The sequence below is a fragment of the Streptomyces sp. NPDC094143 genome (assembly GCF_040303825.1).
GTDB lineage: Bacteria > Actinomycetota > Actinomycetes > Streptomycetales > Streptomycetaceae > Streptomyces.
Genome location: NZ_JBEOTZ010000006.1, coordinates 181691 through 205581 on the forward strand (window position 1 = coordinate 181691; position 23891 = coordinate 205581).

General features: G+C 73.4%; 20 protein-coding genes, 3 tRNA genes and 1 pseudogene. 16 read left to right on the forward strand and 8 right to left on the reverse strand.

Going from position 1 to position 23891, the window contains the following annotated elements; genetic code table 11:
* The first annotated feature begins 95 nt into the window (after nt 1-95).
* The 4 genes from ABTZ58_RS10695 to ABTZ58_RS10710 all read left to right on the forward strand — a co-directional run bounded on the left by ABTZ58_RS10695 (nt 96) and on the right by ABTZ58_RS10710 (nt 4383).
* A complete protein-coding gene (locus tag ABTZ58_RS10695; RefSeq protein WP_351353340.1) occupies nt 96-1541 on the forward strand; it encodes an acyl-CoA synthetase in 1446 nt (481 codons plus the stop codon).
* Nucleotides 1534-2874: a carboxyl transferase domain-containing protein gene (locus tag ABTZ58_RS10700; RefSeq protein WP_351353343.1), complete on the forward strand. Its 1341-nt coding sequence runs from the start codon at nt 1534-1536 to the stop codon at nt 2872-2874. Before ABTZ58_RS10695 ends, ABTZ58_RS10700 begins: the two co-directional genes overlap by 8 nt.
* A gap of 102 nt (nt 2875-2976) precedes the next feature.
* The gene (locus ABTZ58_RS10705; RefSeq protein WP_351353346.1) at nt 2977-3177 is read left to right on the forward strand and encodes an HAD family hydrolase; all 201 of its coding nucleotides are present in this window, start codon (nt 2977-2979) and stop codon (nt 3175-3177) included.
* 168 nt (nt 3178-3345) lie between these two features.
* Nucleotides 3346-4383, forward strand: a complete 1038-nt coding sequence (locus ABTZ58_RS10710; protein WP_351353349.1) for a rod shape-determining protein — start codon at nt 3346-3348, stop codon at nt 4381-4383.
* Between the two features lie 57 nt (nt 4384-4440).
* Here the strand turns inward: ABTZ58_RS10710 and ABTZ58_RS10715 are convergent, their stop codons facing one another.
* Nucleotides 4441-5394 (reverse strand): anti-sigma factor RsbA family regulatory protein, encoded by a 954-nt coding sequence (locus ABTZ58_RS10715; RefSeq protein ID WP_351353352.1) that lies wholly within the window; start codon nt 5392-5394, stop codon nt 4441-4443.
* Nucleotides 5391-5747, reverse strand: a complete 357-nt coding sequence (locus tag ABTZ58_RS10720) for an STAS domain-containing protein (protein WP_351353355.1) — start codon at nt 5745-5747, stop codon at nt 5391-5393. The genes ABTZ58_RS10715 and ABTZ58_RS10720 overlap by 4 nt, the downstream gene beginning before the upstream one ends.
* A 186-nt stretch (nt 5748-5933) precedes the next feature.
* On the opposite strand from ABTZ58_RS10720, the gene ABTZ58_RS10725 reads away from it, so the two are divergent.
* The 7 genes from ABTZ58_RS10725 to uppS all read left to right on the forward strand — a co-directional run bounded on the left by ABTZ58_RS10725 (nt 5934) and on the right by uppS (nt 11951).
* The gene (locus tag ABTZ58_RS10725; protein WP_351353358.1) at nt 5934-6656 is read left to right on the forward strand and encodes an ANTAR domain-containing protein; all 723 of its coding nucleotides are present in this window, start codon (nt 5934-5936) and stop codon (nt 6654-6656) included.
* Between the two features lie 142 nt (nt 6657-6798).
* Entirely contained in the window at nt 6799-8001 is a 1203-nt protein-coding gene (locus ABTZ58_RS10730) for a hypothetical protein (RefSeq protein WP_351353361.1), read from the forward strand.
* Between the two features lies 1 nt (nt 8002).
* On the forward strand, nt 8003-8572 hold the full coding sequence (locus ABTZ58_RS10735) for a hemerythrin domain-containing protein (RefSeq protein ID WP_309093467.1): 570 nt from the start codon (nt 8003-8005) through the stop codon (nt 8570-8572).
* Nucleotides 8569-9015: a DUF2243 domain-containing protein gene (locus ABTZ58_RS10740; RefSeq protein WP_309093466.1), complete on the forward strand. Its 447-nt coding sequence runs from the start codon at nt 8569-8571 to the stop codon at nt 9013-9015. Before ABTZ58_RS10735 ends, ABTZ58_RS10740 begins: the two co-directional genes overlap by 4 nt.
* The gene (locus ABTZ58_RS10745; protein WP_351353365.1) at nt 9012-9776 is read left to right on the forward strand and encodes a cytochrome c oxidase assembly protein; all 765 of its coding nucleotides are present in this window, start codon (nt 9012-9014) and stop codon (nt 9774-9776) included. The genes ABTZ58_RS10740 and ABTZ58_RS10745 overlap by 4 nt, the downstream gene beginning before the upstream one ends.
* An 11-nt stretch (nt 9777-9787) precedes the next feature.
* Nucleotides 9788-9925, forward strand: a complete 138-nt coding sequence (locus ABTZ58_RS10750; protein ID WP_309093464.1) for a hypothetical protein — start codon at nt 9788-9790, stop codon at nt 9923-9925.
* 274 nt (nt 9926-10199) lie between these two features.
* Entirely contained in the window at nt 10200-11951 is a 1752-nt protein-coding gene (uppS, locus tag ABTZ58_RS10755) for a polyprenyl diphosphate synthase (RefSeq protein ID WP_351353369.1), read from the forward strand.
* A gap of 165 nt (nt 11952-12116) precedes the next feature.
* On the opposite strand, the pseudogene ABTZ58_RS10760 reads toward uppS, so the two are convergent.
* Nucleotides 12117-12562: pseudogene (locus ABTZ58_RS10760) on the reverse strand (RraA family protein).
* 269 nt (nt 12563-12831) lie between these two features.
* Between ABTZ58_RS10760 and ABTZ58_RS10765 the strand changes: the two are divergent.
* The gene (locus tag ABTZ58_RS10765; protein ID WP_351353372.1) at nt 12832-13836 is read left to right on the forward strand and encodes a ketopantoate reductase family protein; all 1005 of its coding nucleotides are present in this window, start codon (nt 12832-12834) and stop codon (nt 13834-13836) included.
* Between the two features lie 38 nt (nt 13837-13874).
* Here the strand turns inward: ABTZ58_RS10765 and ABTZ58_RS10770 are convergent.
* The 3 genes from ABTZ58_RS10770 to ABTZ58_RS10780 form a co-directional block, all read right to left on the reverse strand.
* Nucleotides 13875-13948 (reverse strand) — tRNA-Ile (locus ABTZ58_RS10770).
* Between the two features lie 178 nt (nt 13949-14126).
* Nucleotides 14127-14199, reverse strand: a tRNA-Asn gene (locus ABTZ58_RS10775).
* A gap of 5 nt (nt 14200-14204) precedes the next feature.
* Nucleotides 14205-14277, reverse strand: a tRNA-Asn gene (locus ABTZ58_RS10780).
* Nucleotides 14278-14435: 158 nt separating this feature from the next.
* Here ABTZ58_RS10780 and ABTZ58_RS10785 point away from each other — a divergent pair.
* The 4 genes from ABTZ58_RS10785 (at nt 14436) to ABTZ58_RS10800 (ending at nt 20109) form a co-directional block, all read left to right on the forward strand.
* Complete coding sequence (locus ABTZ58_RS10785; protein ID WP_309093461.1) at nt 14436-14741, forward strand: YtxH domain-containing protein; 306 nt, start codon at nt 14436-14438, stop codon at nt 14739-14741.
* Nucleotides 14742-14891: 150 nt separating this feature from the next.
* Entirely contained in the window at nt 14892-16337 is a 1446-nt protein-coding gene (locus ABTZ58_RS10790) for an FGGY family carbohydrate kinase (RefSeq protein ID WP_351353375.1), read from the forward strand.
* A gap of 110 nt (nt 16338-16447) precedes the next feature.
* Nucleotides 16448-18181: an ABC transporter ATP-binding protein gene (locus tag ABTZ58_RS10795; RefSeq protein ID WP_351353378.1), complete on the forward strand. Its 1734-nt coding sequence runs from the start codon at nt 16448-16450 to the stop codon at nt 18179-18181.
* A complete protein-coding gene (locus ABTZ58_RS10800; protein WP_351353380.1) occupies nt 18181-20109 on the forward strand; it encodes an ABC transporter ATP-binding protein in 1929 nt (642 codons plus the stop codon). The genes ABTZ58_RS10795 and ABTZ58_RS10800 overlap by 1 nt, the downstream gene beginning before the upstream one ends.
* 104 nt (nt 20110-20213) lie before the next feature.
* Here the strand turns inward: ABTZ58_RS10800 and ABTZ58_RS10805 are convergent, their stop codons facing one another.
* Together ABTZ58_RS10805 and dnaG are read right to left on the reverse strand one after the other, a co-directional pair.
* Nucleotides 20214-21512 carry an RNA polymerase sigma factor gene (locus tag ABTZ58_RS10805; protein WP_351353383.1) on the reverse strand — a complete coding sequence of 433 codons (1299 nt, stop codon included), beginning with the start codon at nt 21510-21512 and terminating at the stop codon, nt 20214-20216.
* A 459-nt stretch (nt 21513-21971) separates the two neighbouring features.
* Complete coding sequence (dnaG, locus tag ABTZ58_RS10810) at nt 21972-23888, reverse strand: DNA primase (RefSeq protein WP_351353386.1); 1917 nt, start codon at nt 23886-23888, stop codon at nt 21972-21974.
* Nucleotides 23889-23891 lie beyond the last annotated feature (3 nt).

Below are 23891 nucleotides of genomic sequence, written 5' to 3' on the forward strand. Positions count from 1 at the left end.
AGGGATCGTGGTGGCCGTCGCACCGGCGGCCTGCGGTGACCCCGCCGCCCACCGGCAACGGCAACCGGCGCAAACAGCCCAAGGAGATGTGACGCGTGCCCCCTCTCTTCCCGGCCCTGACCGAACACCCGGCCGACCGGCCCGCCCTCCGGTTCGGCGAGCGCTCCCTGACCTACGCGCAGCTCGCCGCCGCGGCCGGAGCGCTCACGGACCGCTTCGGCGGGGCCGCGCGGGTCGCCGTCTGGGCGACGCCCACGCTGGAGACGGCCGTCGCCGTCGTCGCCGCACTGCTGGCCGGTGTGCCCGCCGTGCCGCTCAACCCGAGGTCGGGCGAGAAGGAGCTCGGCCACATCCTGGCCGACAGCGAGCCCGCCCTGGTGCTCACGGCCCCGGACGACCAGCTCCCCGCACCCCTGCGAGACCTCCCCCGCGTCGACGTCGACGTGCACGACAGCGGCCCCGTCCCCGAGGACCGCGGCGAGACGGAGGACCCGGCCCTGATCGTCTACACCTCCGGCACCACCGGCCCGCCCAAGGGCGCCGTCATCCCGCGCCGGGCGATCGCCGCCACCCTGGACGCCCTGGCCGACGCCTGGCAGTGGACCGGCGACGACGTGCTGGTCCACGCCCTGCCGCTGTTCCACGTCCACGGCCTGGTCCTCGGCACCCTCGGCCCGCTGCGCCGCGGCGGCTCGGTACGGCACCTGGGCCGGTTCAGCACCCAGGGCGTCGCCCGCGAGCTGAACGCCGGCGCGACCATGCTGTTCGGCGTGCCGACGATGTACCACCGGCTCGCCGAGGCCGTGACGGGCGAGCCGGAGCTGGTGAAGGCGCTGACCGGGGCGCGGCTGCTGGTCTCCGGCTCCGCCGCGCTGCCCGTGCACGACCACGGGCGGATCGCGACGGCGACCGGGCGGCGGGTGATCGAGCGGTACGGCATGACGGAGACGCTGATGAACACCAGCGTCCGCGCCGACGGCGAGGCCCGCCCGGGCACGGTCGGCGTGCCGCTGCCCGGCGTGGAGCTGCGGCTGGTCGAGGACGACGGCTCGGAGGTCACCGCGTACGACGGGGAGACGGTGGGCGAGATCCAGGTGCGCGGCCCGAACCTGTTCACGGAATACCTCAACCGGCCGGACGCCACCGCCGCCGCGTTCACCGCCGACGGCTGGTTCCGCACCGGCGACATGGCGGTGCGCGACCCCGACGGCTACGTCCGGATCGTGGGCCGCAAGGCCACCGACCTGATCAAGAGCGGCGGTTACAAGATCGGGGCCGGTGAGATCGAGAACGCGCTGCTCGAACACCCGGGGGTGCGGGAGGCCGCCGTCACCGGGGAGCCGGACCCCGACCTCGGCGAGCGGATCGTGGCGTGGATCGTGCCGGACGATCCCCAGGCGCCCCCGGCGCTGGACGAGCTGGCCGACCATGTGGCCCGGCGCCTGGCCCCGCACAAGCGGCCGCGGGTGGTCCACCACCTCGACGCCCTGCCCCGCAACGACATGGGGAAGATCCTGAAGCGGGCGCTGACCCATGGCTGAGCGCCTCCCCGCCCGTGCGGTCGTCACCGCCCTCGCCGACGAGGCCACCTTCGACGAACTGCCCGCTCCCGTCCGGAAGTCGCCGCCCGACGGCCCGCTGGCCTGGCCGGGCTATGACGCCGCCCGCGCCCGGGCCGCCGCGCGCACCGGCGAGGAGGAGTCCGTGGTGTGCGGCACCGCCCGGGTCGGCGGCACCCGGGCCGTGCTGATCGCGTTCGAGTTCGGCTTCCTCGGCGGCTCCCTGGGCGAGCGCACCGGCGACCGGCTGGAGGCGGCCCACGCGTACGCCCGGGAGCGCCGCCTGCCGGTCGTGCCGCTGGTCGCCACCGGGGGCAGCCGGATGCAGGAGGGCATGCGGGCCCTGGCCCAACTCCAGCGAGTGGCGCGGCAGTCGGCACTCACCCGGCAGGCCGGGCTCGCCCAGGTGGCCGTCCTGCGCGACCCGACGACCGGGGGCGGCTGGGCGACGCTCGGCGCGGGCGCCGACGTGGTCCTCGCGCTGCCCGGGGCGCAGGTCGGCTTCGCCGGCTCCCGGGTACGGCCGGCGGACGCGGACCCGGCGGCGTACACGGCGCAGGCGCAGGTCGCCGCCGGCGCGGCGGACGCGGTCGTGACGCCGGCCGAGCTGCGCGCGACGCTGGCGCGGTGGCTGCGGCTGCTGACCTGTCCCTCCACCACGCCCGCCCCGCCGCCCGAGCCGCTCGGCGAGACCGCGGTGCTGCCCGCCACCGGCTGGGACGCGGTCCGGCGCGCCCGATCACCGCTGCGCCCGCGCGCCGCGGCCTATCTGGACGCCTACTTCGCCGACCGGGTCGCGATCAGCGGGGACCGCTGCGGCGGGACCGACCCGGACGGCATGCTGTGCGGCTTCGGCACCCACGACGGCCGGACCGTCGCCTACGCCGCGCAGACCGGGACCGCGACCCGCCCGGCCGGCTACCGCACCGCCGCCCGGCTGATCCGCCTCGCGGACCGGCTGGGCATCCCGGTGCTGACCCTGGTGGACACCCCGGGCGCCGCCAACGACGCCGAGGCGGAACGGCAGGGCGCGGGCGCCGCGATCGCCGACCTGTTCGGCGCGGTGGCGAGCGCCCGTACGCCACTGACGACGCTGGTGATCGGCGAGGGCGGCTCGGGCGGCGCGCTGGCCCTGGCCGCGCCCGGCAACACCTGGGCCACACCGGACAGTTACTTCTCGGTGATCGCCCCGGAGCTCGCGGCGGCCATCCTCAAGCGCCCGCCCCGCGAGGTGGAGGCGACGGCGGACCAACTGCGCATCCGCCCGCAGGATCTGGTGGAGCTGGGGGTGATCCGGGGGACGGTCGGCCCCTGAGGTACCGGTGGCTGTCCGCCACGCCTGCCCCTGGCCGGCATCCACGCCCGCGGCACGGACCTGACCCTGCTGACCCCGCACCCCGACTGCCTGCTGCGCGCGATGCGCTCCACCGGCGGCGGCGCCGCGACGGGCGTCCTCATCGGCTCCACGGTCCCCGAGCTGACCGCCGCCCAGCAGGCGGGCCTGCGCTTCGTCGGCCTCGCCCGCAACACCACCGCCGGCCGGCTGCTCGAGGAGGCGGGCTGTGAGACGACCGTCACCTCCCTGGCGCCGCTCCTGGAGGCCGCCCGCTCCCTGTAGCGCGGCCCGAACCCCCCGTTCGGCGGCGCCCCGCCCGGCCCCCTCCGAAAGGCGGCCCGGGGCCCTCCCGCGCACGATGCGAGGGAGGCCCGCCGCCCGGCGGCCTCACGTCCGCGAGGCCCGCCACCTGGCGGCCCCCCACGGTCTGTGCTCTCGGGAGGACCTGCCATGACCGCCAGTCTGGAGCAGCTGCGCCGCTGCCACTTCGCCGTCGATCTGGGGGCGGCCCGCACGCGGGTCTACGTCAAGGGCGCCGGGCTCGTCGTCGACCAGCCGTCCGCCGCCGCCGTGAACACCCGCACCGGGGCGCTGATCGCGGTCGGTGAGCTCGCGGAACAGATGATGGGCCGCACCCCCGACTACATCCGGGTCGTCCGGCCGGTCTCCGGCGGCACCGTCGTCGACATCGAGATGGCCCAGCGCATGCTGCGCCACCTGCTCGGCGACAAGATGCGCCGCGGCCTGCGCCGCAAGCCGATCCTGCGCGCCGCTGCCTGCACGCCGCACGACGCCGACCCGCTCGCCCAGCGGGCCGCGATCGAGACGCTGGTCGGCCTCGGGGCCCGGCGCGTGGAGCTGGTGGACACGCTGATCGCCGCGGCGGTCGGCTGCGGGCTGCCCGTGGAGCAGCCCGAGGCGACCATGATCATGGTGTGCGGGGCGGCGGCCACGCAGGTGGCGGTGCTGTCCCTCGGGGCGATCGTCACCGCCGAGCGCATCCCCGTGGGCGGCGAGGCCGTCGACCAGGCGATCGTGCAGCACCTGCGCCACGAGCACGAGCTGATTCTGCCGAGCCAGTCGGTCCGGCCGCTGCAGCTCGCCCTGTCGGGCAACGGCCTCACCCCGCACGGCCCGGCCTCGACCGAGATCCACGGGCGGGACGTCGCCACGGGTCTGGCCCGCTCCGTGCAGGTGGACACCGCGGCCGTGCGGGACGCCATCCAGACGCCGCTCACCGCCGTCCTGGACGGCATCGGCAAGGTGCTGCGGTCCTGCCCGCCCGACCTGGTCGCCGACCTGGCCGACCGGGGGATCATGATGGTCGGCGGCAGCGCCCTGCTGCCGGGCCTGGACCAGATGCTGCGGCAGGCGACGGGCATGCCCGTGAACATCGCGGAGCGCCCGGACGTGTGCGCCGTCCAGGGGCTGGGCGCCATGCTGGAGGGCAGGATCGCGCCACTGGCCCTGGACCCGCTGGGCAGCTGAGCGCCGGGGACCGCGGGAGGGTGAGCAGAAAGCGGGCTGAAGGCGGTCGCAGGACGCTCAGAGGGCGAACCAGCAGCGCACGGTCGTGCCGCTGTCGCCCCGGTGCACCCGCACCAGGTCGGCGATCAGGTTGACCAGCAGCATCCCGCGGCCCCCGCGCTGGTCCCGGGACACGGGCCGACGCCCGGCCAGGACGTCCGCGAGCCGCCCCTCGTCCCGCACCTCGCACACCACGTGCCCGTCCTCGCTCCACACCCGCAGGACGCCGGTACCGCCACCGTGCACCACGCTGTTGGTGGTGAGTTCCGCCATGGCGAGGGCCAGGTCGTCCCGCTTGACGCCGGTGAGGCCGAGCCGGGAGGCCTCCCCGACGGCGACGTGCCGGGCGTGGGAGAGCGACTCGGTGTCGAAGGCGAAGGCCAGCGCGTGCGCGACCGGGTCGAGGGGCTCGTTGTAGCGGTCGACGACGTCCCCGGGGGCGTAGGCGGCGCTGTCCTCCGCCGTCCTGGAGCCCTCGGGGATGACGACGGGGTGGGTCGCGTGGGCGTCGGCGAGCACGCGCTCGGGGAGCGTCCGGGTGTCGTACGGGCACAGGATGGTCGCCGTGCTGCCCTGGAAGGCGGCGTTGATGAGCGCCTCGTGCTGGGCGCAGGCGGGGTATTCGGTGTCGGACCGCCCGGCCCAGATGGGCTCGCCGATGATCCGCACCCGGCGGCCGGCCGGCTGGGCGTCGGCGAAGGCGCGCAGCACGCCGGGGATGATCCGCCCCGGGTTGCGTCCGGCCTCCTCCATGTCCAGCAGCCGCACCGCGCCGGCGTCGTCGCCCAGGGCGTCCCGGACGAGGGCGAGGTTCTTGCCGGGCACCGCGACCGCCACCGGCTCGCCGGCCGCCAGGCCGTCCCGTACGAAGGGCACCGTCACGTCGAGGTAGTCCTGCTCGTCCCGGTAGAAGAACGCGGGATGGACGAAGGGCTCGAGGGGCCCGAAGGGGTCCGCCACGGCAGTGGTCATGACACGGTCACCTCGATCCCCTCTTGGTCGGGCCACAGCAGGTCCAGCGTGCGCCGCAGCGCCGCCGGCGGCCGGCACACCACGAACCGCCGCCCGTCCCGCAGTCGCCCGGCGGCGGCCGCGAGCGCACCGGCGCCCGCCACGTCGACGAACGTCACGTCGGACAGCTCCAGGTGGTACACGTCCTCGCCTTCACGAACGGCTTGTTCGAGTACACCTTCCCAGATCGCCCGGGTGGTCAGTCCGACCTCCCCGGCCGCCCGGACTCCCCGACCGCCGGTCAGCGGGAACACCGCCAGGCCCGGCGAAGGCCCGTGGGCCTCGACGGCCGGTACCTGATACCGAGTGTTCACGCCCCTCTCCCCACACTCCTCGACCACAGCGCACGTACCCGCGCGCTGGAGGCTCATTCCCCCCAACCGCGTGTACTAAGCCGTGCGGCGGGCAGGCGCATCTCACACCGACGTCGACGGGGGCGAGTGGACGTGGTGCAGTCCGGCGAGACGGACCCGACCGACGAGGACCGACAAGGCGGTGACATGACCTCTGCGGCATCACCACATCTGACAGGAGGGCTGAACACCCTGGTCATCCGCGGCCGCGTCGACGCGGACCGTGCCGAGCTCACCCCGTGCGGCGAGCTCGTCCACGGCTGCGCCGACGTCCTGGCCCGGACGCTGGCCGAGCTGCCGGCGGGCATCACCCGGGTCGAGCTGGACATGGCGGACGTGCACTTCATGGACACGGCCGGGCTGCAGTTCCTGGACGTGCTGGGGGACTTCCGCCGCCGTCGGTCGCTGACCGTCACGGTGACGAACTGGAACGGCCAGCCGCGCCGCATCCTGGAGCTCGCGGGCCTGGACACGGCCGACCCGCTGGCCGGCCCGGACACCACGGGCACGGCCACCACGGGCACGGCCACCACAGGCACGGCCACCACCGGCCCGGCCCTGACGACCTCGGCGGTCGCCCAGGAACGCGCGGAGCGTCTGCACGTGCTGCAGGAGGAGGTCGAGCAGTTGCGCCAGGCCATCGCGTCCCGCCCGGTCATCGACCAGGCCCGCGGCATCCTCATGGCCACGCACGGCTGCACGTCCGACCAGGCCTGGCACATCCTGCGCGAGACGTCCCAGCTGTCGAACACGAAGCTGCGGGACGTGGCGGCGGCGGTGACGGCGAGCGCCGAGGGGGACGGCCCTGCCCCGCCGGCCGAGCTGCGTACGGCGCTGCAGCGGGCGATCGCGAGGCGGAACAGGGGCTGACGTCCGCCGACGCCCGGACGCGGTGCGGGCCGGACGCGGCCGGGGCGCGCGGTCCCCGCGCCCCCGAGGCCGGGCGGTTTCGCGGCGAGGGTGCCCGGGTACCCGGCGGCGGCCCGCTCCGCCCTCAGGCGAGGAGAACCCCATGGGTTTCAACCCCCTCGAGCACCAAGGCATCCCGCTGGACCGCCAGCTGCGCAGCTGGCGCGAGCTGGACGTCGAGCCGATCGACCCCGACCACGCCGATCCGTACACCCGCTGTCGCATCATCACGATGAACGGCATCGAGGTCGAGGCGATCCTCTTCAGCCACCAGCTCGCCCGCCGCTGCCCCGACCCGGACGTCAAACGGCAGCTGGCCGAGGTCCGCTACATCGAGCACCAGCAGCAGAAGGCGGTCAACTGGCTGCTGCCCGGCCTCGCTTCGGTCCTGGAGACCACGATCGCCTACGAGCAGGTGGCCGTGGACCTCACCGGCTGGGTGGCCCGCCACGAACCCGACCCGTACCTGAAGCAGGCCTACGAGTTCGGCGTCCTGGAGGACTTCGACCACCTGTACCGCTACGCCAACCTCTACGAGATGATCGAGCACCGCAAGGCGGAGTCGATCGTCGACGGACTGACCGAGGTGATGCCGGGCCGGCCCACCAAGTACCACCACCGCCACCCGGCCGACAACGTCCGGGAGCCGTACGACCGCTCGACCGTGAACCCGCTGTCCAAGCTGCACGCGCTGACGATCATGTCGGCGGAGCAGCAGACCATGAACTTCTACATGAACGTCGGCCCGCAGTACATGGAGCCGATCGCCCGTCAGCTCTACCAGGAGATCGGCCTGATCGAGGAGGAGCACGTCACCCACTACGAGTCCCTGGTCGACCCGGGCGAGACGTGGTGGGAGCAGCTGGTCAACCACGAGTACAACGAGTGCTACCTCTACCACTCCTTCATGGAGCAGGAACCGGACCCGAAGGTGCGGGCCATCTGGGAGCTGCACCTGAACATGGAGCTGGAACACCTGCGCATCGCCTGCGACCTGATGCGCCGTCACGACGGCCGGGAGCCGCAGGAGATCCTCGCGCCGGAGCTGCCGAACGTCCTGACGTTCGAGGAGAACAAGACGTTCGTGCGCAACCTGCTCGACACGCAGATCGACCTGACCACGCTCGGCACCGGCTACGTCCGGGACGCGCACGAGCGGTTCGAGAAGCTGCAGGAGCAGATCCACGGCGGCGAGGAGCCGCCCAGTGAGCGCGTGATGGTCCAGCACGACGAGATGTTCGGCCGCGAGTACCGCATGGAGACCGACGGCGAGCACCCGGACCCCGCCCTCCGGGAGGGGCACTGACATGGCAGGGATCGCAGCGAGTGACACCGACGTCGTGGCGCTGCTGATGCGCCAGCACGGCGACATCCGCAACCTGTTCGACGAGGTGGAGCGGACGGCCGGTGACGAGCGCCGCGCCGCGTTCCGCGATCTGGTCCGGCTGCTGGCCGTGCACGAGACGGCCGAGGAGGAGGTCGTGCGGCCCTTCACCCGGGCGAACGTGCCGGGCGGCGAGCAGGTCGTCGAGGACCGCCTGAACGAGGAGCGGGAGGCGAAGGAACTCCTGTCGCGGCTGGACGGCATGGACACCGACGACCCGAAGTTCCTGCCGGAGCTGCTCGCCCTGCGCCTGGACGTGATGGCGCACGCCCGGGCGGAGGAGCGCTACGAGTTCAACCACATCCGCCGCCACGCGGACCAGGGCCGCCTGGCGTCGATGGCCTCGGCCCTGAAGGCGGCCGAGGCCATGGCCCCGACCCGTCCGCACCCCGGTACGGAGTCCGCGGCGAAGAACCTCGCCGTCGGCCCCCTCGCGGCCCTGGTCGACCGCACCCGGGACGCCGTCCGCAAGGCCATGGGCAAGGACGGGTGACGTACCGCCGCTCGCTGGCCGGTGGGGCGCTGTCGGGAGTCGGCATCGCCGCGTTCGTCGACGAGGTCGTCTTCCACCAGCTGCTCCACTGGCACCACTTCTACGACAGGTCCACGCCCGACGTGGGACTGGTCTCCGACGGCCTGTTCCACGCCGGGGGGTGGCTCGCCATGGTGGCGGGCCTGTTCGTCTACGCGGACCTGCGCCGCAGGGGCGGCCCGCTGCGCCCGGCCTGGTGGTCCGGCGTCTGCCTGGGCCTGGGCGGCTTCCAGCTCTACGACGGCACCGTCCAGCACAAGCTGCTGCGCCTGCACCAGATCCGCTACGAGGTCGACCCGCGGCCGTACGACTGGACCTGGAACGTGGTCGCGGCCCTGTTCCTGCTGGCCGGTCTGCTGCTGTGGCGGCGGGCCCGGCGCGCAGCGCGCGGGGGACCGCGATGACGACCCCCGCTCCCCTGCCGGTCGCCGTCCTGCTGTGCTGCCTGCTGTACACGGCCGGCGCCGTCCGGCTGCGCCGCCGCGGGGACCGCTGGCCGGTGGGCCGGGACGCGGGGTGCTGGCTGGGCGGGGGCATGCTGGTGGCCGCGTTCGCGGTGCCGTGGCAGGAGTGGCTGCCCCCGTTCTCCGCGCACACGGCCGCACACGTCATGGCCGGCATGGCGGCTCCGCTGCCGCTGGTCCTCGCCCGGCCCGTCACCCTGGCCCTGCGCGCCCTCCCCCTGCCCGCCCGCCGCGCCCTGGTCCTGCTGACCCGCTCCCGCCTCGTCACGGCGCTGGTCTTCCCCCCGGTGGCCGCGGCCCTGGACATCGGCGGCCTGTGGCTCCTCTACCGGGGTCCCCTGCCGCCCTCCCTGCACCACCATCCCCTGCTGCTCCTGCACCTCTTCCTGGCCGGTCTGCTCCTCACGTTCGCCCTGCTCGCCGTGGACCCGGTGCGCCACCGGCCGGGCTTCGCCGTGCGGGCGGGCACCCTCCTGGCGGCCGCCGCGGCCCACGCCGTCCTGGCGAAGAGCCTGTGGGCGGCGGGCCCGCCCGGCACCGCCCACGCCCCCGCCGACCTGCACCTCGCCTCGCAGCTCATGTACTACGGCGGTGACGCGGTGGAGATCGCCCTGGCCCTGCTGCTGGCGTCCCAGTGGTACCGCGCACAGGGCCGATCACTCCGGCCCCACCGGGGTACCCGGCAGCCAGCACCGGCATAAGGAGACACACCATGACCGACCAGACCCCGTCCCAGGCCGAAGGCGACCGCGAGGACGACCAGGACACGCCCCCGACGCCGACCCCGACCCCGTCCCAGGCGGAGGGCGACCGCGACGACACGGAGCCCGAGGAGGACGACACGGCATGACGGACGCGGGCCCGGCCCCCGGGGCAGGCGGACACGCCGATGGGCTCCGCGAACCCGGCCCACGAGGCCGCCACGCGCTCCCGGCGTCCGGCGCGGCGGCGCCCGTCCGCCCGCCGAGGCCTCCCACCCCGTGCACCACCGCCGCTCCGGCCGCGGTGGTGAGCGCGTGAGCCGCCGCGGGGGACGGGCCGTGGTCCCGGCGGCGGACACCGTACGGCGCGGCCCCGCCCCGGGTGCTCGGACCACCGTACGGGCGGGACGTAATGTCCTCGGTGTGAGCGATGCGCCTGCCGACCCGGCCCTGCGGGCCGCCTACCGACTGTGCCGACGCCGGACGAGGACCCAGGACCCGGCGGAGTACGCACTCATCCAGCTGGTCCCCGCCCCCCTGCGCCCGGCGCTGCACGCCCTGTGGGCCGCGGCCAACGCCCTGGACGACCTCGGCGACGACCGCACCGCCCCGGCCGCCGAACGGGCCGCCCGCGTGGAGGCGTGGATCGCCGCCCTGCACCGGGAACTGCCCACCGGCTCCAGCCCGGACCCGATCCGCCACGCCCTGGTCGACACCGCCGGGCGCTGGCGCCTGGACCTGTCCGAACTGCAGGCCGCCATGACCCAGGTCCGGGACGACACCGACGGCCGGCGCTTCGCCGACTGGGCCGAGTGGCGTGCCTGGGGCCGGGAGAACCTGCTGCCCTGGTTCGCCCAGGTCCGCGCGGTCCTCGACCGCGCGGGCGTCCCCGTGGCCCTGCGCCTGGACACCCGGGAGTCCTACGAGGAGTTCCTCGACGGCGTCCGGCTCACGGACATCCTCACCGACCTGTCCGCCGACCTGGTTCAGGGCGACCTCCTGCTGCCCGAGGAGGCCCTCGACAGGCACCCGGGCTCGGCGGACGACCTGGCCCGGCTGCGCTGGAGCCCGGCCGTGTCGGCCCTGGTCACCGACCTGACGGGCCTGGCCCGCCGGTGGGTCGGCCAGGAGACCCTCACCCGCGGCATGCACCCCGGCCCCGCGACCGTCCTGCACACGATGGCCGCCCTGCTGCACGCCCAGCTCGACGCCGTCGACGCCGCCGGCCCGGCCCTGCTGCGCACCCGGCCCCGCCCCGCACTGCGCACCCGGGCCCGCATCCTCGCCCCGGCCCGCGCCCGCGCGGCCCTGGCCTGGTCCCTGACCCCCCTCACGCTGCCGCCGTCCCGGTCGCCGGGCGACCCGCAGCCGGTCCCCGCGCCCCTCCGGCCGGCCGCCGCCCGAGCCTTCCGCCGCCCGCCCCCGCACCCGAGCGGCGAGCGGCCCCCCGCCATCCCGGCCGCCCACCTCCCCACGCACGTCGCCGTGATCATGGACGGCAACGGCCGCTGGGCGCAGCAGCGCGGCCTGCCCCGGTACGAGGGACACCGGGCCGGGGCACGGGCGGTGCGCGAGGTGGTGCACGGCGCCTTGGAACTGGGGCTGCGGCACCTGACGCTGTACACGTTCTCCACCGAGAACTGGAGCCGCGACACGGAGGAGGTCGACGCGATCCTGGGCCTGCTGCGCGACGAGGTGGCCGAGAACCCCTTCCAGGACCTCGACGTCCACATGCGCTGGCACGGCCGCGCCGGGCGGCTGCCCCCCGACCTCACCGATCTGCTGCACCTGCGCGAGCGCACCACACGCGACCGGACCGGGCTGACACTGACGATGTGCGTCGACTACGGCGGCCGGGACGAGATCACCCGTACCGCGGCCGCGCTGGCCCGCCGGGCGCGGGCGGGGCAGCTGGACCCCGACCGGATCACGGACGAGGACTTCGCCCGCCATCTGCCCCACCCGGACATGCCCGACGTGGACCTGCTCTGGCGCACCGGCAACGAGCAGCGCACGTCCAACTTCCTGCCCTGGCACTCGGCCTACGCGGAGCTGCACTTCACGCCCGGGCTGTGGCCCGACACCGACCGCCGTCACCTGTGGCAGGCCGTCACGGCCTACACCCACCGCCAGCGCCGCCTGGGCGCCGAGAGCCCGAACCCGCTGTCCCTGTAGGCGCCTCGCCCACCGGCGGGGCAGGCGGTGTCACACCGTCCCGCCCCGCCGGCCCGGCCCGCAGCCGGAACTCCGGCGGCCGGCGACGACGACCACCGGCCCCCCGAGGGCTGCCCCTGGGCAACCGCGCACCGCCGCTGCCGCGAGGCCCCCGGGGGAGCCGGGTCAGCCGGTGAACCCGCCCTCGCTCAGCGCCTCGTCGATGCGGGCACGGTCGTCGGCCTCCCATGCGTCGAGGGATTCCTCGGTCTCGTCGGCCAGCTTCGCGCGGGCCGCCGTGAGGATCTCCTCCTGGCGGGCGGCGGGGGTGACGACGATGCCCTCCTCGTCGGCGACCGCGATGTCGCCGGGGTGGACCAGCACCCCGCCGACCCGGGCCGGTTCACCGAGCGCGCCGATATTCTTCCTGGTGCCGGGGGTCGGGATTTGACCGCACCCGGTTCGGCCCGGTAGATGGCGGCGTGCAGCATCAGGTTGTCGCCGGGCTCGCACCGCACGGTGTAGGCGGGACCCGCGACGCGCGGCGAGTTCCGCAGCGGGCGGATGCCGGTGTCCATGACCGTCGTCCATTGCTTCCTCTGTCTGGGGGTCGAGGTGTCCCGGTCACGGATCGCTCAACGGCCCCTTCAAGATGGCACCTCCGTCGGAGGCCGACTGTACGGTCCGGCTCGAGTCCGGCGAGGGCCGTACCCACGGGCGGCGTTGGCGGTGCATCGGCGGGCACGCTGGAACGCCTGGGGGGTACGGTGGGCACGGCGTGCCGGGGAGGGCAGAAGTCCGTTGTCCACGTGGCGAGTTACGCGCTGACCGGGGCCGACGATCAGGAGGCCGCGCGCCTCCGACTGACAGCGGACCGAACCAGCGGGGAGCCGGGAGCCACATGCGCTACATCGTCATCGGGTCGGGAGCGGTCGGCGGTTCGATGGGGGGCCGGCTGCACGGGAGCGGCCGGCCGGTCGTCCTGGTCGCCCGCGGCGCGCACGCCGACGCGCTGCGCGCCGAGGGGCTGCGGCTCACGGTCCCCACCGGCACGCTCACCCTCGACGTGCCCGTCGCGTCCGGCCCTGAGGACGTCGAACTGCGCGAGGACGACGTGCTCCTCCTCGCGGTGAAGACCCAGGACAGCGTGGCCGCCCTGGACGCCTGGGCCGCACGGCCGGTGGCGGGCGGCGGCACGGCGGGCGAGCGCCTGCCCGTGGTGTGCGCGCAGAACGGCGTGGAGAACGAGCGCCTGGCCCTGCGCCGCTTCGGCGAGGTGTACGGCATGTGCGTCGTCCTGCCCAGCAGTCATCTGACCCCGGGTGAGGTCGTGGCGCCCTGCGGCCCGTACACCGGCGCCCTGGTCCTCGGCCGGTACGGGACGGGCGCGGACGACAAGGCCCGGCGTATCGCCGAGGACCTGGAGAAGTCCTGCTTCCTGGCCCCGGTGGTGACGGACGTGATGCGCTGGAAGTACGGCAAGCTCCTCGGCAACCTCGCCAACGCCGTCGAGGCCGTGTGCGGCTCCGCCGCGGACGCCGCCGCCGGGGACCTGATCGCCCGGGCGAAGGCCGAGGGCACCGCCGTCCTGGACGCCGCGGGCATCGCGTACGCGAGCGGGGCGGAGATCACCGAGCTGCGCAGCGGCACGGTCGACGTGCAGCCGCTCCCCGGCGAGCCCACACGCAGCTCGACCTGGCAGAGCCTGGCGCGGGGCGCGGGCTCGATCGAGACGGACTACCTCAACGGCGAGATCGTCCTGCTCGGCCGTGCGCACGGCGTGCCCACGCCGGTGAACGCGGCCCTGGTGGCCGCCGCGCGGGAGAGTGTGCTGCTGCGCCGGGAACCGGGCGGCCTGACGGCCGAGGACCTGATCCGGCGCATCGACACGGCCGCCACCGCCTGAGCGACGGCTGGAAACGGTTCTGCGCGGGAAGCGCGCAGTGGGGCGGGTGGGACTCGAACCCACGGCCGACGGATTATGAGTCCGCTGCTCTAACCGGCTGAGCTACCGCCCCATAACGGCGTGTCGCGTACACGTGTGCGCGCCGTCTGCCGCAGCATAGCCGCTCATACGATCTCCTGCTTCGGATGGTCGGCTCGGCCACGGCGTTCGTGACCTTGATGACTCCGCCCCGGGCCGGACGGTTCCACCGGACATGAAAAAGGACCCCTGAGGGGCCCTCGTTCACCGTGCTCCCCCGACTGGACTCGAACCAGTAACCTGCCGGTTAACAGCCGGCTGCTCTGCCAATTGAGCTACGGAGGACCGAGCTCCCCGGACTGGACTCGAACCAGTAACCTGCCGGTTAACAGCCGGCTGCTCTGCCAATTGAGCTACCGAGGAAGGTCTCGTTGCATCGAACGTACCTACCTGGGTATTCGCCAGGGGGCGCGCGCTCGCTGCGACACATACATTAGCGCAAGCAGGGGGGTGCTCCGCCAATCGGTACTCCCCGGCGCCGACGCCGCACCGGAGACTCACGCAAGAGAAGGGTGGCAGCCATGCGTTACCGGCTCACGTTCGTCGCCGGAGTCGTCCTGGGTTACGTGCTGGGCACGAGGGCCGGACGCGAGCGCTACGAACAGCTGAAGAAGTCAGCCCGGCAGTTCGCGCAGAACCCCGCCGTCCGCAACACCGCGGAGTCGGCGGCCCAGCAGGGGCGCGAGTTCGCGGGCAAGGCCTACCACGTGGTCAGCGACAAGGTCGGCGACCGCGTCCCGGACTCGGTCGCCGACCGCGTCCGCCAGCTCAAGGAGCGCGCCACCCACAACGGCGGCCAGGACGACTGGGGCACGAGCAATACCTGAGCGGTTCTTCCTGAGGCCGGTGCGGCCCCGCCCTCAGGGGCGCGGGGAACTGCGCGACCGGCCACGACGAGACCCGCAGTCCCCACCCGGCACTGACCCCTACGGCGCCCATGGCCCAGCCCGGCGCAGCCGTACGGCAGAATTTTGGCCATGGGGATAGTCGCCGGGTTGGACAGTTCACCCGATTTCACTCGCATCGTCGTCTGCGACGGGGACACCGGAGCCGTGCTCAGGCAGGGGTATGCGCCCCATCCGGTGGAGAGCCCCGACGGCGGCCGGCCGTCCGACGTCGACCCGCAGGCCTGGCTGCTGTCCCTGGGCGAGGCCGCGGGCGGCGGGCTGCTGGAGGGCGTGCAGGCGATCGGCGTCTCCGCGCAGCAGAACGCGCTCGTGCCACTGGACGCGCAGGGCAACACCGTGCGCCCGGCGATGGTCGGCGGCGACAAGCGCACCCAGGTCGCCGCGGCCGATCTGGTCGACGCGCTCGGGGGGCGCGAGGCGTGGGCGCAGGCCGTGGGCTGTGTTCCGCAGGCCCCGCAGCCGGTGACGAAGCTGCGCTGGCTGGCGCGGACCGAGCCGGAGAACGCGCAGCGCACGGCGATCCTGCTGCAGGCGCACGACTGGCTGGTCTGGCAGCTGCTGGGCCGGCCCGTCAGGAGGACGACCGACCGGGGCGGGGCGTCCGGCACCGGCTACTGGTCGGCCGCCACCGGCACCTACCGCACCGACCTGGTCGAGCTGGCGCTCGGGCACCAGGCGATGCTGCCGGAGGTGATCGGCCCGGCGGACGCGGCCGGGACCACGCCGGAGGGGCTGCTGATCTCCGTGGGCACGGGCGAGACCATGGCCGCGGCGTTCGGTCTGGGCATCGGCCTCGGGGACGCGGTCGTCTCGCTCGGGGCGTCCGGGTCCGTGATGGCCGTGCACCCCGAGGCGCTGGTCGACGGCTCGGGGATGATCACCGCGCTCGCCGACGCGACCGGCATGCACCTGCCCGTCGTCACCACGCTGAACGCCGTGCGGACGCTGCGCGGGACCGCGGAACTGCTGGGGCTGCCCGATCTGGAGAGCCTGTCCGACCTGGCGATGAAGTCGACGCCGGGGGCGCACGGGCTGGTGCTGCTGCCCTATCTGGAGGGCGAGCGGACGCCGAACCTGCCCCACGTCGCCGGGACCCTGGCGGGGCTGAGGCGGGAGTCGATGAAGGCGGAGCACCTGGCGCGGGCCGCGTTCGAGGGCATGCTGTGCGGGCTCGCGGACGCGCTGGACGTGCTGCGCGGCCGGGGCGTGGAGGTGCGGCGGGTCTTCCTGCTCGGACCGGCCGCCGAGCTGCCCGCCGTGCAGGCCGCGGCACCCATGCTGTTCGGGACGCAGGTCGTCGTGCCGCAGCCCGCGGACTACGCGGCGATCGGCGCCGCCCGGCAGGCGGCCTGGGCGCTCGGGGTGTCGCAGGGCACCCTCGACACCCGCATGCCGCCGCTGTGGCAGGGCGCGGTCGCGCAGGTGCTGGAGCCCGGGGAGGAGCTGGCCGTGGGGCAGGCGGTGCGGCAGCAGTTCGTGTCGGTGCGGGAGCAGGCGCACCCCGGGGCCTTCTGACGGCTTGACCGCCTGTTGGGTTAATTCGGTTGAGGTAACGCGGGTGGAGTGTTCGACGATAGGGGCCAGGGGCAACCAACCGCCCCGTCGACCACCCCGAGAGAAGCAGCGTGCTCATACGACTTCTGCGGACCTACCTCAGGCCCTACAAGAGACCCATCGTCCTGCTGGTGCTGCTGCAGTTCCTGCAGACCTGCGCCACGCTCTACCTGCCCACACTCAACGCGGACATCATCGACCAGGGCGTCGTCAACGGTGACACCGGCTACATCATGGGCTACGGCGCCCTGATGATCGGCATCTCCCTGATCCAGGTCGTGTGCAACATCGGCGCCGTCTACTACGGCGCCCGTACGGCGTCGGCGCTCGGACGGGACGTGCGGGCGGCCGTGTTCGACCGGGTGCAGTCGTTCTCCGCGCGTGAGGTGGGTCACTTCGGGGCGCCATCGCTGATCACGCGGACGACCAACGACGTCCAGCAGGTGCAGATGCTCGCGCTGATGACGTTCACGCTGATGGTGTCGGCGCCCATCATGTGCGTCGGCGGCATCGTGCTGGCGCTGGGCCTGGACGTGCCGTTGTCGGGCGTGCTGGTGGCGGTCGTGCCGGTGCTGGGCATCTGCGTGACGCTGATCGTGCGGCGGCTGCGGCCGCTGTTCCGGTCGATGCAGGAGCGCCTGGACACGGTCAACCGGGTGCTGCGCGAGCAGATCACCGGCAACCGCGTGATCCGGGCCTTCGTCCGGGACGAGTACGAGCAGCAGCGCTTCCGCAAGGCCAACGCCGACCTCACCGATGTCGCGCTGGGCACCGGCAACCTGCTCGCGCTGATGTTCCCGATCGTGATGACGGTGGTGAACCTGTCGTCGATCGCCGTGGTGTGGTTCGGCGCGCACCGCATCGACAGCGGCGGGATGCAGATCGGTGACCTGACCGCGTTCCTCGCCTACCTGATGCAGATCGTGATGTCCGTGATGATGGCCACCTTCATGTTCATGATGGTGCCGCGCGCGGAGGTGTGCGCCGAGCGCATCCAGGAGGTGCTGGACACCTCCTCCAGCGTGGTGCCGCCGGCGGCACCGGTGCGCGAGCTGCGCCGGCACGGGCATCTGGAGCTGCGCGGGGCGGGCTTCCGCTATCCGGGTGCCGAGGAGCCGGTGCTGCGGGCCGTGGACCTGGTGGCCCGGCCGGGCGAGACGACCGCCGTCATCGGCTCCACCGGCAGCGGCAAGTCGACCCTGCTGGGGCTGGTGCCGCGGCTGTTCGACGCGACCGAGGGGCAGGTGCTCGTCGACGGGGTCGAGGTGGCGGAGATCGACCCGCGATTGCTGGCGCGGACCGTCGGGCTGGTGCCGCAGAAGCCGTACCTGTTCGCGGGCACGGTGGCGACCAACCTGCGCTACGGCAATCCCGACGCCACCGACGAGGAACTGTGGCACGCGCTGGAGGTGGCGCAGGCCAGGGAGTTCGTGGAGCGGCTGGAGGGCGGGCTCGACTCCCCCATCGCGCAGGGCGGGACCAACGTCTCCGGCGGTCAGCGGCAGCGGCTCGCGATCGCCCGGACGCTGGTGCAGCGCCCGGAGATCTACCTCTTCGACGACTCCTTCTCCGCGCTCGACTACGCCACGGACGCCGCGCTGCGGGCCGCCCTGGCGCAGGAGACCGCCGAGGCGACCGTCGTGATCGTCGCCCAGCGGGTGGCGACCATCCGGGACGCCGACCGGATCGTCGTCCTCGACGAGGGCCGGGTCGTCGGCACCGGGCGGCACCACGAGCTGATGGCGGACAACGAGACCTACCGGGAGATCGTGCTCTCCCAGCTCACGGAAGCGGAGGCGGCCTGATGGCGGGGCCCATGGGGCGGATGATGGCCGGGGGCGGCCCCGACCAGCGCTCGCTGGACTTCAAGGGATCGGGCAAACGGCTCGTCGCCCGGTTCCGGCCCGAGCGCGGGACCATCTGGGTGCTGCTGCTGTGCGTGGTGCTCAGCGTCGGCCTCAACGTCGTCGGGCCGAAGATCCTCGGCAAGGCCACCGACCTGGTCTTCGCGGGCATCGTCGGACGGGACATGCCCGAGGGGGCCAGCAAGGAGCAGGTCCTGGAGCAGATGCGGCAGCGCGGGGACGGTGATGCCGCCGACATGCTGCGCAGCACCGACTTCACCCCGGGCGAGGGCATCGACTTCACGGCCGTCGGGCACGTGCTGCTGCTCGCGCTGGGCGTGTTCACGGTGGCCGGGCTGTTGATGGCGGTGGCGACACGGCTGGTGAACCGGGCCGTGAACCGGACGATGTTCCGGCTGCGCGAGGACGTGCAGACCAAGCTGTCGCGGCTGCCGCTGTCGTACTTCGACAAGCGCCAGCGCGGTGAGGTGCTCTCGCGGGCGACGAACGACATCGACAACATCGGGCAGACGCTGCAGCAGTCGATGGGGCAGCTCATCAACTCGGTGCTGACGATCATCGGCGTGCTCGCGATGATGTTCTACGTCTCCTGGATCCTGGCGCTGGTCGCGCTGGTGACGGTGCCGCTGTCTTTCGTGGTGGCCACGCGCGTGGGCAAGCGGTCGCAGCCGCACTTCGTGCAGCAGTGGCGCACCACGGGCACGCTCAACGCCCACATCGAGGAGATGTACACCGGGCACACCCTGGTGAAGGTGTTCGGGCGCCAGGACGAGTCGGCCGAGCAGTTCGCCGAGCAGAACGACGCGCTGTACGAGGCGGAGTTCCGGGCGCAGTTCAACAGCGGGGTCATGCAGCCGCTGATGATGTTCGTGTCGAACCTCAACTACGTGCTCGTCGCGGTCGTCGGCGGGCTGCGGGTCGCCTCCGGCTCGCTGTCCATCGGTGACGTGCAGGCGTTCATCCAGTACTCGCGGCAGTTCTCCATGCCGCTGACGCAGGTCGCGTCCATGGCGAACCTGGTGCAGTCGGGTGTGGCCTCGGCGGAGCGGGTCTTCGAACTGCTCGACGCCGAGGAGCAGGGCGCCGACCCGGTGCCGGGCGTACGGCCCGAGCGGCTGCGCGGGCAGGTGGCGCTGGAGCACGTGTCGTTCCGCTACGACCCCGACAAGCCGCTCATCGAGGACCTGTCGCTGAAGGTCGAGCCGGGGCAGACGGTGGCCATCGTCGGCCCGACCGGCGCGGGCAAGACGACCCTGGTCAACCTGCTCATGCGGTTCTACGAGGTCACCGGCGGGCGCATCACCCTCGACGGCGTGGACATCGCCCGGATGTCGCGGGACGAACTGCGGGCCGGCATCGGCATGGTGCTGCAGGACACCTGGCTGTTCGGCGGCACGATCGCGGAGAACATCGCCTACGGGGCGTCCCGGAAGGTGACCCGCGGGGAGATCGAGGAGGCGGCCCGGGCCGCGCACGCGGACCGGTTCATCCGGACGCTGCCGGACGGGTACGACACCGTGATCGACGACGAGGGCACGGGCGTCAGCGCCGGTGAGAAGCAGCTCGTCACCATCGCCCGGGCGTTCCTGTCCGACCCGGTGATCCTGGTGCTGGACGAGGCGACGAGCTCGGTCGACACGCGCACGGAGGTGCTCATCCAGAAGGCGATGGCCAAACTGGCGCACGGGCGGACCTCGTTCGTCATCGCGCACCGGCTCTCCACGATCCGGGACGCGGACACGATCCTCGTCATGGAGGACGGCTCGATCGTGGAGCAGGGCGCGCACAACGAGCTGCTGGCGGCCGGCGGGGCTTACGCGCGGCTGTACAAGGCGCAGTTCGCGCAGGCGGTGGCCGAGGTGGACTGAGTCGCGGTCCGGGGTGCCGAGTGAGGTCGCGGGGGGCTGCGGGCCGGTGGGGGGACGGTCTCGCAGTTCCCCGCGCCCCTGAGGGCGCCGGCCTGCGGACGGCATCAGTCCAGATAGCCCCTCAGCTGGTCCGCGAAGGCATGGTCCCGCAGCTTGTTGAGGGTCTTGGACTCGATCTGCCGTATCCGCTCCCGGGTCACGCCGAAGATGCGGCCGATCTCCTCCAGGGTGCGGGGGCGGCCGTCCGCCAGGCCGTAGCGCAGCTGGACCACCTTCCGCTCCCGCTCGCCCAGCGTCGACAACACCACTACCAGGTGCTCCTTGAGCAGCAGGAACGCGGCCGACTCCACCGGCGAGGTCGCGTCGCCGTCCTCGATGAGGTCGCCGAGGGCGACGTCGTCCTCCTCGCCCACGGGCGCGTGCAGCGACACCGGCTCCTGGGCGAGGCGCAGCACCTCGCCGACCCGCTCGGGCGGCAGGTCCAGGTGGGCCGCGACCTCCTCGGCCGTCGGCTCGTAGCCGCGCTCCTGGAGCATGCGGCGCTGGACCCGGACGACCCGGTTGATGAGCTCCACGACGTGCACCGGGACCCGTATCGTGCGGGCCTGGTCGGCCAGGGCTCGGGACATGGCCTGGCGGATCCACCAGGTCGCGTACGTGGAGAACTTGTAGCCGCGGGCGTAGTCGAACTTCTCGACGGCGCGGATGAGTCCGAGGTTGCCCTCCTGGACGAGGTCGAGCATGGTCAGGCCGCGGCCGACGTAGCGCTTGGCGACGGAGACGACGAGGCGCAGGTTGGCCTCGATGAGGCGGCGCTTGGCCATCCGCCCCATGACGACGAGCCGGTCCAGATCCAGTGCCAACCGGCTGTCCAGGTCAGGGGTGTTGCCCAGTTTCTCCTCGGCGAAGAGCCCGGCCTCGACGCGGCGGGCGAGTTCGACCTCCTCGGCCGCGGTCAGCAGGGGGATGCGGCCGATCTCCCGCAGGTACTGGCGGAACAGGTCCGAGGAGGGGCCGGCGCCGGTGTCGGCACGGGCCGGGGGCGGTTCGACGGCCTCGGCCGTCGCGATGACCTCGGCGGGCGGCTCCTCCGGCTCCGCCTCCGTCTCCGGCTCCGGGTGGTGCGCGACGCGGCTCTGCGCCGGGACCGCGGACCGGGCGTCGGTCTCCGCTTCCGGCGCCGCGCCGACGGCACCGAGGGCACCGCGGACGTCGGTCTGGGTGAGGGTCCGGGTCTGCACGGGGGCGACCTCCAGGATGATCGCTGCCAGGGGGGGCGGCAGCGGTACTTCGGGGGCGGAGTCGACGGCCTTGCCGCTTTCCGTCCCGTACGCGATGAGCGGAACCGCGGGGATCTGGGACCCGTCGGTGACGGACCGGCCGCGCTCCGAGGACTCAGGCACCGGAACCCAGTGTGGGGGAAGACACATCGTCGCCACGAGGGGCGTGCGGTGACTTTTTGCTTCCGGTCCGTGACCGCGCGCTCGCCCCTCGTCAGGAACCCGGACGCCTCACCCGCCACTGGTCTGCGACGACCGGCCGATGTCCGCCGATCTGTAGGAGTCGCACGTGACGGTCCGCTGCTCCGGCCCGATGAGTCGGCGCGGCAGGTCCGCTGGGCGGCCGCGGACGGGTTCAAGCTCACGCACATCGTGCTGGCCAGAGGCCGGATGCGGGACCAGCCGCCGACGAGGCGGCGCGGGTGCGGGAGGTGGCGGCGCGGCTGCGGGCGGACGGTCGGCCGGGTACGTGGAGTGGAACCACTTCGTCACCGAGTATCCGCAGTTCCGGGACGACGAGCGGGCGTCGCCGAGCGGCTGGTGCGGGCGGTGGCACCGGCCTTCGAGGAGGACTGAGCGACGTCAGAGCGCGGCGGCGCCGTGCTCGCGCAGGGCCTGGTCGTACTGCTGGAGCACCCACAGCTCGTTCTGGACGGCGGCCAACTGGGCCGGGTCGCCGTGGGTGCCCAGGCGGGTGAGCTGCCCGGTGATGTCACGGATGCGGCGCTCCACGGCCCGGCGGCGGACCGTGACCAGCTGGGCGCCCGCGTAGTTCTCGTCGACGCCCTTCACGCCCTTGTGCAGCATGATCGCCTCGACGGCCAGTTCCGTGACCATCGCGCGGACCGCGTCGTCGGGGGCGGCCTCGCGGACCCGGACCAGGTAGTCCTGGGGGTCCGCGACGCCCAGTGCGGCGCCGCCCGCGTCCAGGATGGCCTGGCGTACGGCGGCGTAGGGCGGGGCGGTGAACTCGTCGATGCCGTACGCGTCGAAGGCCGGGGAGACCAGCTCGGGGCGCTGCAGGGCGAGTTTGAGCAGCTCGCGTTCGGTGGCGTAGACGGGGTTGCGGAGGTTCAGGGCCGGGCCGCGGGGGGCGGCGGGCGGCTGGGCGGCGGTGTACTGCTGGGAGGTGTGCCGGTCGGGGGCGGGGCCTTTGCCGCCGCGGTCGCGGGCCCAGCGGGCGAGTTGGGCCACGCGCTTGACCACGAACTGGGTGTCGAGGATGCCGAGCATGCCGGCGAGCTGCACGGCGACCTCGTGCTGGGCGCCGCTGTTCTTGATGCGGGCGACGATCGGGGCGGCCTCGTCCAGGGCGGCGGCGCGGCCGGCCGGGGTGTCGAGGTCGTAGCGGCCGACGATCTGGCGCAGGGCGAACTCGAAGAGCGGGGTGCGGGGTTCGACCAGGTCGGCGACGGCCTCGTCGCCCTTGGCGAGGCGCAGGTCGCAGGGGTCCATGCCGTCGGGGGCGATGGCGATGTACGTCTCGGCGGCGAACTTCTGGTCGTCCTCGAAGGCACGCAGGGCGGCCTTCTGGCCGGCGGCGTCGCCGTCGAAGGTGAAGATGACGCGGGCCGAGCCGTTGTCCATGAGCAGCCGGCGGAGGATCTTGATGTGGTCGCCGCCGAAGGCGGTGCCGCAGGTGGCGATGGCGGTCGTCACACCGGCGAGGTGGCAGGCCATGACGTCGGTGTAGCCCTCGACGACGACCGCGCGGGACGCCTTGGCGATGTCCTTCTTCGCGAGGTCGATGCCGTAGAGCACCTGGGACTTGCGGTAGATCGCCGTGTCGGGCGTGTTGAGGTACTTGGGGCCGTTGTCCGCCTCGTAGAGCTTGCGGGCGCCGAAGCCGACGACGTCGCCGCCGATGTCGCGGATGGGCCACATCAGGCGGCCGCGGAAGCGGTCGATGGGGCCGCGGCGGCCCTCCTGGGAGAGCCCGGAGAGCAGCAGCTCCTTGTCGGTGAAGCCCTTGCCGCGCAGGTAGCGCGTGAGGTGGTCCCAGCCCTGGGGGCTGTAGCCGACGGAGAAGTGCTCGGCGGCGGCCTGGTCGAAGCCGCGCTCGGCGAGGAACTGACGGCCGGTGTCGGCCTCCGGGCTCGTCGCGAGCTGTTCCGCGTACCACTCGGCGGCGATCTTGTGGGCCTCGACCAGGCGGATCCGCTCGCCGCGCTGGTGGGAGGGGTTGTACCCGCCCTCCTCGTAGCGCAGGGTGATGCCCGCCTGGCCGGCCAGGCGCTCGACCGCCTCCGAGAAGGTGAGGTGGTCGATCTTCATCACGAACGTGATGGTGTCGCCGCCCTCCTGGCAGCCGAAGCAGTGGAACAGGCCCTTGGCGGGGCTGACCTGGAAGGAGGGAGACTTCTCGTCGTGGAACGGGCACAGGCCCTTGAGGTTGCCGCCGCCCGCGCTTCGCAGCTGGAGGTACTCGGACACCACGGCGTCGATCGGGACCGCGTCCCGTACCGCCTTCACGTCCTCGTCGTTGATCCGTCCTGCCACGCG

Bases quoted from the DNA above. Each gene is read 5' to 3' on its own strand.
- ABTZ58_RS10800 (WP_351353380.1), top strand. From the start codon at position 18,181: ATGGCGGGGCCCATGGGGCGGATGATGGCCGGGGGCGGCCCCGACCAG.
- ABTZ58_RS10765 (WP_351353372.1), top strand. From the start codon at position 12,832: ATGCGCTACATCGTCATCGGGTCGGGAGCGGTCGGCGGTTCGATGGGG.
- ABTZ58_RS10700 (WP_351353343.1), top strand. From the start codon at position 1,534: ATGGCTGAGCGCCTCCCCGCCCGTGCGGTCGTCACCGCCCTCGCCGAC.
- ABTZ58_RS10710 (WP_351353349.1), top strand. From the start codon at position 3,346: ATGACCGCCAGTCTGGAGCAGCTGCGCCGCTGCCACTTCGCCGTCGAT.
- ABTZ58_RS10745 (WP_351353365.1), top strand. From the start codon at position 9,012: ATGACGACCCCCGCTCCCCTGCCGGTCGCCGTCCTGCTGTGCTGCCTG.
- ABTZ58_RS10785 (WP_309093461.1), top strand. From the start codon at position 14,436: ATGCGTTACCGGCTCACGTTCGTCGCCGGAGTCGTCCTGGGTTACGTG.
- ABTZ58_RS10715 (WP_351353352.1), bottom strand. From the start codon at position 5,394: ATGACCACTGCCGTGGCGGACCCCTTCGGGCCCCTCGAGCCCTTCGTC.
- ABTZ58_RS10790 (WP_351353375.1), top strand. From the start codon at position 14,892: ATGGGGATAGTCGCCGGGTTGGACAGTTCACCCGATTTCACTCGCATC.
- ABTZ58_RS10735 (WP_309093467.1), top strand. From the start codon at position 8,003: ATGGCAGGGATCGCAGCGAGTGACACCGACGTCGTGGCGCTGCTGATG.
- ABTZ58_RS10730 (WP_351353361.1), top strand. From the start codon at position 6,799: ATGGGTTTCAACCCCCTCGAGCACCAAGGCATCCCGCTGGACCGCCAG.
- ABTZ58_RS10750 (WP_309093464.1), top strand. From the start codon at position 9,788: ATGACCGACCAGACCCCGTCCCAGGCCGAAGGCGACCGCGAGGACGAC.
- ABTZ58_RS10725 (WP_351353358.1), top strand. From the start codon at position 5,934: ATGACCTCTGCGGCATCACCACATCTGACAGGAGGGCTGAACACCCTG.
- ABTZ58_RS10705 (WP_351353346.1), top strand. From the start codon at position 2,977: ATGCGCTCCACCGGCGGCGGCGCCGCGACGGGCGTCCTCATCGGCTCC.